The 10,976-nt window shown below is 73.6% G+C and carries 8 protein-coding genes; 6 read left to right on the top strand and 2 right to left on the bottom strand.

Going from position 1 to position 10,976, the window contains the following annotated elements; translation table 11 throughout:
- Positions 1 to 289 precede the first annotated feature (289 nt).
- From ABEA15_RS12520 to ABEA15_RS12500, 5 genes are all read left to right on the top strand, one after another.
- On the top strand, positions 290 to 1,030 hold the full coding sequence (locus ABEA15_RS12520) for a ribonuclease HII (RefSeq protein WP_425579387.1): 741 nt from the start codon (positions 290 to 292) through the stop codon (positions 1,028 to 1,030).
- A 108-nt stretch (positions 1,031 to 1,138) separates the two neighbouring features.
- The gene (locus tag ABEA15_RS12515; RefSeq protein WP_345556756.1) at positions 1,139 to 3,577 is read left to right on the top strand and encodes an AAA family ATPase; all 2,439 of its coding nucleotides are present in this window, start codon (positions 1,139 to 1,141) and stop codon (positions 3,575 to 3,577) included.
- Positions 3,578 to 3,678: 101 nt separating this feature from the next.
- Entirely contained in the window at positions 3,679 to 4,398 is a 720-nt protein-coding gene (locus ABEA15_RS12510; RefSeq protein ID WP_345556755.1) for a nucleotidyltransferase family protein, read from the top strand.
- 111 nt (positions 4,399 to 4,509) lie between these two features.
- A complete protein-coding gene (locus ABEA15_RS12505) occupies positions 4,510 to 5,295 on the top strand; it encodes a tyrosine-protein phosphatase (protein WP_344147965.1) in 786 nt (261 codons plus the stop codon).
- Positions 5,296 to 5,319: 24 nt separating this feature from the next.
- Positions 5,320 to 5,922 carry a hypothetical protein gene (locus ABEA15_RS12500; RefSeq protein WP_345556754.1) on the top strand — a complete coding sequence of 201 codons (603 nt, stop codon included), beginning with the start codon at positions 5,320 to 5,322 and terminating at the stop codon, positions 5,920 to 5,922.
- Between the two features lie 43 nt (positions 5,923 to 5,965).
- On the opposite strand, the gene ABEA15_RS12495 is transcribed toward ABEA15_RS12500, so the two are convergent.
- Together ABEA15_RS12495 and ABEA15_RS12490 are read right to left on the bottom strand one after the other, a co-directional pair.
- The gene (locus tag ABEA15_RS12495; RefSeq protein WP_344148036.1) at positions 5,966 to 7,513 is read right to left on the bottom strand and encodes a hypothetical protein; all 1,548 of its coding nucleotides are present in this window, start codon (positions 7,511 to 7,513) and stop codon (positions 5,966 to 5,968) included.
- 328 nt (positions 7,514 to 7,841) lie between these two features.
- Positions 7,842 to 8,105, bottom strand: coding sequence for a hypothetical protein (locus ABEA15_RS12490; RefSeq protein ID WP_344147972.1), 264 nt, complete (start codon positions 8,103 to 8,105; stop codon positions 7,842 to 7,844).
- Positions 8,106 to 8,730: 625 nt separating this feature from the next.
- Here ABEA15_RS12490 and ABEA15_RS12485 point away from each other — a divergent pair.
- Entirely contained in the window at positions 8,731 to 10,824 is a 2,094-nt protein-coding gene (locus ABEA15_RS12485; protein WP_425579386.1) for a SpoIIE family protein phosphatase, read from the top strand.
- Positions 10,825 to 10,976: the final 152 nt, after the last annotated feature.

Genomic DNA, 10,976 nt, shown 5'->3' with positions numbered 1-10,976 from the left:
CCCGCGCCGCCGCGCGGTCCTCCGGCGCCGCCGCGCCGCTTTCCGGCGGGCGCGGCCCGCGCCGAACGGGCCCCGCGGTCCGTGTGCCCGCCGCGGGCCGGCACCGGGCCCGCTCGGCTGTGTGCTCTGCTCAGCTCCATGCGTCCTTCCTCGGCGACCCGGAGTCATGCGGAAACTACCGACAGCGACGTCTCATGGCACTGCGTAACACGCGGTGGCCCCCCGAAATCCCCTGCGGCTTCCGGCCGCAAAGGTGTGGCGGCCGCCGGTGACGCTCTAGGCTTGTCCCGTGGCTGAGACCGCTGAGACCCCCTCGACCCGCCCGTCCCCGGCCGCCTCCACCGCGGCGGCCGCCGGTGAGGCGCCGGTGCCGACCTACGACCTGGAGCGCGAGCTCCAAGCCGGAGGCGCCGACTGCGTCGCCGGAGTCGACGAGGTCGGCCGCGGCGCGTGGGCCGGCCCGGTCGTGGTCTGCGCGGCGATCGCCGATGGCACCGGCCCGCCCGAAGGGCTCACCGACTCCAAGCGGCTCACCCCCCAGCGGCGCACCGGCATGGCCGAGGCGCTGCGGGGCTGGGTGCGCGACCACGCCGTCGGCAGCGCCTGGCCCGGCGAGATCGACGAACTGGGCATGACCCGCGCACTGCGCCTGGCCGCCACCCGCGCGCTGGAGAGCCTGGCGCTCAGGCCCGACGCCGTCATCCTCGACGGCAAGCACGACTTCCTGGGCGCGCCCTGGAGCGTGCGCACCCGCATCCAGGCCGACCTCTCCTGCGTCGCGGTCGCCTCGGCCTCGGTCCTGGCCAAGGTGCACCGCGACTCCTACATGGCCGGCCTGCACCCCGCGTTTCCCGACTACGGCTTCGACACCTGCGTCGGCTACCCCTCACCCGCCCACCGCGCGGCACTGGCCGAGCACGGCCCCACCCCTCACCACCGGATGACCTGGTCCTACCTGGACGCCCTGCCCAAGTGGCGGCACCTGCGCAAGCCGCGCCCCGACCCCGGCGGCCAGATACCCCTGCTGTAGCCGGTCAGGCCCCGACACGCCGGATCCCTGCTGGGCACGGCTCCTATGCACGCCGCGGCAGTGCTGCAGTGCTTGAATATGGGACCCGCTACGCACGAAGGGAAACGGATGCCGCGCGACGAACGCTCCCGCACCACGGAGCCGCCCCACCGCGCCTCCGCCCTGAACCGCTTGCGCGGCCTCTACTACGGGTTCCCGCTGCGCACCCGCCTCGTCGCCGGCCTGGCCGTCGTGACCGTGCTCGCGGTGGCGGCGCTGCTGCTGGGCCTGCCGGTGGCCACCACCGTCTTCGCGGCCGCCGCCGCCCTGCTGGTCTTCGCGGCGCTGATGCGCTCCTCCGACGCCGTGGCCACCGCCCTGATCAGCATCGGCTGGCTGGTGCTGGCCTACACGCTGTTCCTCATCCCCATCCGCGTGGCCGACTCGTCGGTACTGCTGCTGTTGCCCCTGCTGCCGCTGCTGGTTTCGCTGGCCGCCACCCGCATCACCGCCTTCCCGGTGTGGCACACCACCCTGCTGGCGCTGCTGGTGGCGCTCATCGCCGGCATGGGCACGGCCCTGGCCGGGATGCTCGCCGGGTCCGCGCCCGCCGCGCTCGGGGTCGTGTGCGCCTTCGCCGGCGCGGGAGCCGCCCTGCTGTGGCGGGTGGTGGCGGCCTACCGGCTGCGCCGCACGATGAGCGACCTCGGCGCGCCCCCGCCCGGCCGCAGCCGGGGCACGCGCGGCGTCGCGCCCGCGCAGCAGGCAGGCGGCCAGGCGCGCCAGCGCGCAACCGAGGGCGGGCGCGCCCGCGCGGGCCAGGACGGCGGCGACGACGCCGTACCCGTGCCCGTGGACGAGGCGCTGGCAGAGCTGGAGGACATGATCGGGCTGGACCCGGTCAAGCAGCAGGTGCGCGCCATCGCCGCCTCCATAGAGGCCGCCCGGCTGCGCGCCGACGCCGGGTACGCCGTGGACCGGCCGCTGCGCCACCTGGTCTTCTCCGGACCGCCCGGCACGGGCAAGACCAGCGTCGCCCGCACGCTGGCCACCGTCTTCCACTCGTTCGGCCTGCTGCCCACGCCTCGGGTCGTCGAGGCCCAGCGCGCCGACCTGGTGGGGGAGTACCTGGGCGCCACCGCCATCAAGACCAACGAGCTGGTCGACCGCGCGCTGGGCGGCGTGCTGTTCGTCGACGAGGCCTACGCGCTGGTCAACGACTCCGACGGGCAACCCGACCGGTTCGGCAACGAGGCCGTGCAGACCCTGCTCAAGCGCGCCGAGGACGACCGCGACCGCGTGGTGATCATCCTGGCCGGCTACGAGGCCGAGATGGACCGGTTCCTGGCCTCCAACACCGGCCTGGCCTCGCGGTTCTCCACCCGCATCACCTTCCCCAGCTACAGCGCCGACGAGCTTGAGCGCATCGCCGGGTTCCTCTTCGAGCAGCGCGGCGACCTGCTCGACGGCGAGGCGCGCCCCGCCCTGCGCCGCCGCTTCGACCGGATCGTGCAGCGCGGCGCGATCGACGACCTGGGCAACGGCCGCTTCGCGCGCTCGCTGGTCGAGAAGGCCGCCGAGGCGCGCGACGTGCGGGTGGTCACCTCCTCGGAGCAGGCGGGCCCGCCCGAGGCCGCGGAGCTGGTGACCGTGCGCGCCCCCGACATCGCCGCGGCCTTCGACGGCCTGACCGCGCGGCTGGCGGGGTTCGGCGAGGCGCCCGACATCGACGAGGCGCTGGCCGAGCTGGACGCCATGATCGGGCTGGAGCCGGTCAAGCGCCAGGTGCGCTCGCTGGTGGCCCAGCTGCAGATGGCCAAGCTGCGCGAGGAGCAGGGCCTGCGCAACCATCCGCCCATGCGGCACTTCGTCTTCTCCGGGCCGCCCGGCACCGGCAAGACCTCGGTCGCGCGCATACTCGGCCGGGTCTTCGCGGCCCTGGGCCTGCTCAGCAGCGCCGGCGTGGTCGAGGCCCAGCGCGCCGACCTCGTCGGCGAGCACCTGGGCGCCACCGCCATCAAGACCGGCAAGCTGGTCGACCGGGCGCTGGGCGGGGTGCTGTTCGTGGACGAGGCCTACGCCCTGCACAACCCCGGCTACAGCGGCGGCGACGCCTTCGGCGCGGAGGCCGTGCAGACCCTGCTCAAGCGCGCCGAGGATGACCGCGACCGGCTCGTCGTGGTGCTCGCCGGCTACCCCGCGGAGATGGACCGGTTCCTGGCCAGCAACGCCGGCCTGTCCTCGCGCTTCAACGTCCGGGTCGCCTTCCCCAGCTACACCCCCGAGGAGCTGGCCGAGATCGCCGAGTCCGTGGCCGAGGGCACCGGCGACGCCTTCGACGCCTCCGCCCGCGAGGACCTGCGGCGCATCTTCGGCTACGTGTGCGAGTCCGGCTGGATCGACGAACTGGGCAACGGCCGCTTCGCCCGCTCCCTGTTCGAGAAGGCGTGCTCGCAGCGCGACGTGCGGGTCGCCGAGGAGCTGGGCGACAGCGCCACCGCCGCGGAGCTGACCGTAGTCACCAGCGCCGACGTGCGCCAGGCCTACGCCGAGGCCACCCAGCGCTGACAGACCCCCGCCGACGGGGGCGCGCCCCGGCCGCGGCGCGGGCTCCGCGTGACTCCGGCGGCCGGGCCGGGCGGCGGGCGCCTGCTGCTAGTGTCCGCCCCATGAGTGGACCCAACGCCCCCGTCGGCCAGGCCGTGATCCTCGCGGGAGGACAGGCGACGCGGCTGCGCCCCTACACCGACACCCGCCCCAAGGCGATGGTCGAGGTGGCCGACCGCCCCATCATCGACTACCAGCTGGAGTGGCTCGCCGGTCACGGAGTCGAGCACGTCGTGGTCTCCTGCGGCTACAAGGCCGAGGTGCTGCGGGAGCACCTCGACGCACACCCCTCCGGGCTGGACATCACGCTGCTGGTGGAGGACGAGCCGCTGGGCCGCGGCGGAGCGCTGCGGTACGCGGCGTCGGGGCTGCGCGAGTCCGCCGCGCCCTACTTCGCCCTCAACGGCGACGTGCTGACCTGGTTCGACCTGGAGGAGTTCACCGCCTTCCACCGCGAGAAGGGCGGCCTGGCGACCCTGGCGCTGGCCCAGTACCAGACCAGCTGGGGCATCGTCGACGTCACCGACGACGGCGCGATCGAGGGCTTCACCCAGAGCCCGATGCTGCCGTTCTGGATCAACGCCGGGGTTTACGTCTTCGAGCGCGCCGCCACCGACCTGCTGCCGGCCAAGGGCGACCACGAGTCCTCCACGTTCCCCGACCTGGCCGCCGAGGGCCGCCTCTTCGGCTACCGGATCACCGGGTTCTGGCGGGGCGTCGACACGGTCAAGGACGTCAAGGAGGCCGGCGAGCAGATCCCGGCCCTGCGCGGCGCGCGCTAGAGCCGGGACCGCCGCCCGCCCGCTGCCGGGGCGGGCGCGTCAACGACCTGTTCAGCCCGCGGACGTACGGGCGCCGCGGCCGTGTCGGATACCGCCCGGTATGGTCGGGCCGTGACGTACTTAGCGCCTGCCCCGCTGTCCACCGCGCCCAACTTCCGCGACCTCGGCGGACACGCCACGCGCGGCGGCGGCCGCGTCCGCCCCGGGGTGGTCTTCCGCTCCGATGCCCTGGACCGGGTGGACGCCGCGGACATGCGCACGCTGGAGGAGGCCGGTGTCCGCCAGGTCATCGACCTGCGCACGTCCTTCGAGCGCGAAAGCAGGCCCGACCGGCTGCCCGAGGGCGCCGACCACGTCGTGCTGGACGTGCAGGGCGACCACTCGACCGGCGCCGACCTGGTGCAGGTGCTGACGGAGCCCGGGCGGGCCCGGACCGTCTTCGGTGACGGCGGCGCGACGAGGTTCATGCACGAGGTCAACCGGGTCCTCGTCAGCGCCGAGGACGCCCGCGCGGGCTACGCCGAGATGGTGCGGCGCATCGCCGCCGGCCCCGGCGCGGCCGTCGTCCACTGCACCGCCGGCAAGGACCGCACCGGCTGGGCCGCGGCGGTGCTGCTGGAGATCCTGGAGGTGCCGCGCGAGACCGTCTTCGCCGACTACCTGGCCAGCAACGACCGGCTGGTCCGGATGCAGGAGCTGACGCGCGAGGCCTGCGAGCGCTCGGGTGTCGACCCCGCGCTCGTGGCGCCGATGACCGAGTGCCGCCGGGCCTACCTGGAGGACGCCTACGCCGAGGTGGAGCGGGTGTTCGGTACCTTCGAGGGCTACGTCCGCGACGGGCTCGGGCTGGACCGGCCCACCGTCGAGGCCGTGCGCGGGCGCATGCTGGGACAGTAGCTGGAGTAGGGGAGGCGGTGGCACTTGCACGGCATGCACGAGGACCTCGTCCTGCGGCCCGACAGGCGCAAGGGGCTGATGTACCTGTGCGCCGCGGCGGCGCTCTCGGTGGCCGTGGTCGCGAGCGCGGCGGTCGGCGCCGGCGGCGCGGCGGCGCTGGCCGCGGCGGTGCCGTTCGGCGCGATGCTCGCCTTCGGCGCCGGGCACATCCACAGCGCCCGGGTCGTCCTCACCGAGCAGGAGGTCGTCACCCGCGGGCTGGTGCTCCAGCGGCGCCGGGCGCGGTCGCGCGTGGCGGAGGTGGTGCGCGCCACCCTCGTCGCGCACAGGGGATCGCCCGGTGACACCCTGTTCCTGCTCGACGCCCGGCGCGCCGTCCTCTTCCGGCTGCCTGCCGCTCTCTACCCCCGCGGTGAAGTCGACCGGCTGGTCAACGCGCTCGGTGTGCCGTCCAGCGGTCCCCGCGAGCCGGTCAGCGCCGGCGAGCTCTCCGACATGTACCCCGGGCTGGATCTGGTCTCGGTCCTCGAGCGGCATCCGTTCCGGATCGGGTTCGCGATCACCGGTGCCGTGCTGGTCGCCGTCTTCGCCACCATGCTCGCGGCGTGGTACCTCCCAGCGTTCTGACCCGCCCTGACCCGGTCGGACGCAGGCGAACGGTGCCGGCGCCTCAGAGGTCTTCGAGGCGGGCCGTGACGTCCTCGCCGGGCTCGGCGTCCTCGACGACCTCCATCAGCATGCGCAGTACCACCGGGCGCTCATGCCCGCGGTCGAGCAGCCGCTCGGCGGCGGTCCACAGCTCGGCGGGCTCGCCCTTCCACAGCCGCTCGGCCAGCCGCTCGTGGGCGTCGAGCGCCTCCTCCGTTGCGGCCGGGTCGGCGGAGGGTCCCGCCGGGGCGCCGGTGGAGTGCTTGCCCTTGTGCTTGACGGGGGAGTCGTACTCGCCGAAGTGGTCCAGCCGCAGCAGCGCGCGCCTGCCCTCGCGGGTGGCGGGGTCGAACTCGTCCTCGGACTCGGCGAGCAGGTCGCTGGTCAGCAGCGGGAACGCGAACATCCGGCGCGGTAGCGCCGACAGGTCGCCGTCGGGGACCAGGCGCCGCACGACCTCGGGCGGCAGGCCGAAGGAGGCCGCGTCCAGGTAGGAGGTGGTGAAGGCCGAGGTCGCCTCCCACAGCGCGTCCAGGGTCGCGTTGACCGCGACCTCGGGCAGCCCGTGGCGCGGTCCCGCCCAGCGGATCCAGGCGGCCAGCACGTGCGGCATGGCCTCGTGCTCCTCGGGCAGCAGGATGACGCGCCGGGGCAGCCATCTGAGCAGGAACGCCTCGATCTTTCGGGGGCTGACCCGCAGCGGGCGGTCGGAGTCGGCGTCGCAGCCGTAGGCGATGATGTGGTCTACGCAGCGGCTCGCGGCGCCGGAGTCGGAGAGCTCCGCAGCGGCGTCGGAGGCCAGGAACCGCGCGGCCAGGGTGGCCCGCCGGTCGCGGCTGCGGGCTGCGCGCTGGTTGGCCCTGGGGTCGCGCGGCAGCGCCCGCACGCGCGACCTGATCAGCGCGTGGTGGGCGGCCGGCGAACCGTCGGTGATCCCGGGGCCGCCGGCGTTGGCGGCGATGGCCCGGTCGGTCTGCTCGACGGCGCCTTCCAGCAGGTGGCGGGCGCGCTCCGGCCGAATCTGGGTGAAGGTCGCCATCGGGTCGCCGCCCTCGGCCTGGCCGCGGCAGTGCTCCAGCAGACGTTCGACCTTGGTGGTCACCCAGGCGTCGCGCAGCACGCCGCCGCTGTTGTGGTCGAGGACGGCGATCAGCGCGTGCTCGCCGGATTCGGCGTCGTCGTCGCCGCTGCCGTAGCGGAAGGTCGTGATGACGTCGTCGGTGTCGCCGAAGCGGGTGCCCGAGGTGTAGGCGGCGATGGGCCGGGCGCGTCCCACGGACTCGGCCCAGACCGGGCGGGCGACGCCGCGCTCGGTGAGCGTTGCCGCTCCCTTTTCGGCCAGTTCCCTTTGGCGGACAGTGGTGCCCAGAACGGCGATCCCGGTGAGCAGGGCGAGGCCGGCCGCGGACCCGGAGGCCTGCGCGTGGGCCACCAGCCCGTCGCCGAGCAGGCGCTCGACGTCGACTCCCGGCACACGCCGGCCCCACCAGGAGCCGAGCATCTCGCTGACTCCGATCTCCGCGTCCAGGGGGTCGCGGGTGGCGAGCAGCGCGCGTGCGGCGCGCAGCATCTCGGCGAAGACGGCGTCAGGCAGGGCACCGGGGTCCGGCTGGTCTGAGTGGGGCGGTACGGACACCCCACAGAGCCTAGGGCACCGGCGGTATCGGACGCGGTGCGTGCGCGCGATCGAACGCCCGGCAGCGGGGCGGATCGGCGCGGCGCGGGCTGCGCGGGGCGCAGGGCGGGCGGTCCGGGGCGCCGCCGGCGGCGGGGCGGAGTGGCCGGCGACCGGGAGCCGCGGGGCGGGTGCGCACACGTCCGCCCCGCGCCGGGGGCGCGGGGCGGACGAGGCGCGGTCGGCGCCGGAGCGCGGCGTGCGGAGCGCTGCGTGCGGCGGGTCAGGCCAGCCGGTCGTGGCCGTGGGTCCGCGGCGGGGCGATGAGCCCGGAGGGCGGCGCGGACTTGACCATGGCCTGCAGGTGCTCGCGGGCCACCCGCTCCACGAGTCCGGCGGTGACGGTGAAGCCGAGGTGCTCGGCGCACTTCCACGTGTCGTGGACACAGCGTTCGACGCATCGGTGGGACAGTCCGAGCCCGACGAACTCGTCCTGGAGTCGTCCGGCGATACGTTGCAGATCACCCACTGGATACGTTTGCAGCATCCTCGCTCACGCCCCCTCGCATGCTTGGCCTGGCCGTCGACTCGTCGACCACAATCCATTTCACTTCGTTATGGCGGGGTGTCAACCCCTGCAACGGAGGGCCTTAACGAGGTTTTGCGCGCCGCTGAGACGCGGCCGGTCAGCCCTTGTGAACGCGGTCGCCGCTGAGCAGCGGCCGTGCACCGTCCGGTTGCGGTCCTGTTTTCGGACAGGGGGCGTGTCCTAGAGTAGGCAGACTTTCCAGCCTTATCCTGCGCAAACCACACGGCATTAGGAAAAGGCTATCCGAAACGGTGGACAGCAGCCTAGGGTGGACACCAAGGCGTATTATTTACCATCCGCTATGGCCGCTGACTTTCCGCAGTCCCCGTCTCGGCGAGTCGATGCGGTTGTGGCCTATGCTGATGCGGTGACGGGCCCGGCACGCCCCCTTGCGGGATTTCGCGTCAGGGATCGCACGTCGCCGGTGCGTCATGGACGATAGGGAGTGATCGGCGCGGCCACCGGTGAGCCGTGGACGAAGCGGCCTCCGCCTCCACAGGTGCCCGCCCGCATTGGTTAAGCTTCTGGCGCTCGCCCAGGCGAGTCCCCTCGAACGGGGGAAAGGACCCCGGAGGTGTCATTGTTGAGCACCGAGACGTCCGTCCCGCCCCCTCGCATGTCCGAACTGGGCCCCGTCGACTCCGCCCTGCTGGACACGCTGCTCAGGGAGGCCCCGATCGGGTTCGCCTTCTTCGACCGCGCGGGCAGGTTCCAGCGGATGAACCGGACCCTGGCCGCCATCTACGGTCTGGAGGAGCCCGCGTGCCGCGGCCGCACCCCCTCCGACGTGCTGGCCTCGCCTGACGACGCCGCCGCCCACGAGGCCGCCATCGCCGAAGTGCTCGCGGGAGCCGAGGCGGTCGACAGCGGCCACCGCCTCGCCGCCGGCGAGCCCGACGAGTCCGGCGAGCGGCGCCAGTGGTCGCTGTCCTGGTTCCCGGCCCGCGGCGAGGGCGAGGCCGAGGGGGTGGCGATGATCGCCGTCGACCTGTCCGACCGCTACCGGGCCGAGGTGGCGCTGGGGCGCACCGAGGAGCGCTACCGGTCGCTGCTCACCGCGACCAACCAGGTCGTGTGGACCGCCGACGCCGGCGGTGAGGTGCGCGAGGACTGCCCGGAGTGGCGCACCATCACCGGCCAGACCGCCGAGCAGTACCTGGGCCGGGGCTGGCTCGACGCCGCCCATCCCGACGACCGCGACCAGGTCGAGCGCGCCTGGAACGACGCCGTCGCCGACCGCGCCACCTTCGACGAGATCTTCCGGGTGCGCACGCAGTCGGGCGACTTCCGCTACTACCGCTCCCGGGCCGTGCCCATCATGCGCGGCGACTCGCTGATGGAGTGGGTGGGCGCGCACAGCGACATCACCACCCAGCACGAGGCCGACGACATGCGCCAGCGCCTCACCCAGCAGCTGGGCGAGGCCGCACTGCGCACGGTGCGGCTGCAGAAGGCCACCGCGGACCTCGCCGAGGCGCTGACCGTGGGCGAGGTCGTGCAGGCCATGACCGAGATCGGGCAGTCGGCCGTGGGCGCCGACTCGACCGCGCTGGGCGAGCTGGACCGCGACGACCTGCGGCTGCACATGCTCGGCGACGAGCACGGAGCCCGCTCCGGCGCGCGCACCGCCGCCGGTGCGGAGTGCCCGGTGACCATGGAGTTCGCGGTCCGCGAGCGCCGTCCGTTCATCGCCGGCAACCCCGCCGAGATGCGGGCGCTGCTGGAGGACGCGGACGAGGCCGAGGCGCTGGAGTTCCTGCGCGCCACCGACGAGCGCGCCTGGGTCGCCCTGCCGCTCCTGAGCGCCGGCCAGCCCATCGGCGCGCTGCGCTTCACGTTCGCCAGCGCCCGCGACATCTCCGACGAGGAGAAGGTGTTCCTGGAGGCCTTGGCCGGCCAGTGCGCACTGGCCCTGGAGCGGGCCAAGCTCTTCGAGCGCGAGCACCGCACGGCCGAGGCGCTGCAGGCCAGCCTGCTGCCCGAGGACCTGCCCAAGGTCAAGGGCATCCGGATGCAGGCGTTCTACCGCTCGGGCACCCAGCACGTGCAGGTCGGCGGCGACTGGTACGACGCGTTCCCGCTGCCCGACGGCCGCGTGGCCGGGGTGCTCGGCGACGTGATGGGCAAGGGGATCAAGGCCGCCACGGGCATGAGCCGGGTGCGCAACGCGCTGCGCGCGCTGGCGTTCAGCATGCCCGAGCCCGCCGACGTCCTCACCGGCCTGGACCGGATGTTCGACGCCACCGAGGGTGTCGACCAGGTCACCACGCTCGTCTACTTCGTGCTCGACCCCGAGACCGGGCAGATCGACCTGAGCAACGCCGGGCACCTGCCGCCCCTGGTGGTCACCGAGAACGCGGGCCCCTGGCTGCTGGAGACCGCCCCCGACACCCCGCTGGGGGTCAGCTCCGAGCGGGGCCACCACAAGTTTTTCGTCCAACCCGGTAACACCGTGGTGCTCTATTCCGATGGACTTGTTGAGAACCGAAAGCGCGCGGTCGCATCCGGTCTCGACGAACTGGTCACCGTAGCTTCCCAGGCGCGGCCGGAGGTGGTGGGCGATCCACAGCACATGCTCCAGTACCTTGTTGAGGGCATGCTCGCGGGGTATGAGCAGGACGACGACGTCACGCTGCTCGCCGTCCACCTACCGGTGATGGACAGCGCACCGGAGTAGGAGACCGTACGAAGAAGTCCGACACTTTGCCTAAGGTGGAGGAGCCATCAGCCCCGCTCCGGCGGGGGGTGGGTTCGAGGACCCGACGGTGGGGTTGGGCCCGCGCACAGAGCGGGAAAATCCTACTGGGCGGATGTGCCCAAACGCTAGAG

Origin of the sequence: Streptomonospora halophila (genome assembly GCF_039542725.1) — a bacterium.
Classification (GTDB): Bacteria; Actinomycetota; Actinomycetes; order Streptosporangiales; family Streptosporangiaceae; genus Streptomonospora; species Streptomonospora halophila.
The sequence above is the reverse complement of the archived record's forward strand: the minus strand, read 5'-3'. Positions and strand labels throughout refer to the sequence as shown.

Excerpts from the sequence above, each read along its gene's own strand:
- ABEA15_RS12490 (WP_344147972.1), bottom strand. The coding sequence starts at position 8,105 with ATGCTGCAAACGTATCCAGTGGGTGATCTGCAACGTATCGCCGGACGA.
- ABEA15_RS12495 (WP_344148036.1), bottom strand. The coding sequence starts at position 7,513 with ATGCTGCGCGCCGCACGCGCGCTGCTCGCCACCCGCGACCCCCTGGAC.
- ABEA15_RS12515 (WP_345556756.1), top strand. The coding sequence starts at position 1,139 with ATGCCGCGCGACGAACGCTCCCGCACCACGGAGCCGCCCCACCGCGCC.
- ABEA15_RS12510 (WP_345556755.1), top strand. The coding sequence starts at position 3,679 with ATGAGTGGACCCAACGCCCCCGTCGGCCAGGCCGTGATCCTCGCGGGA.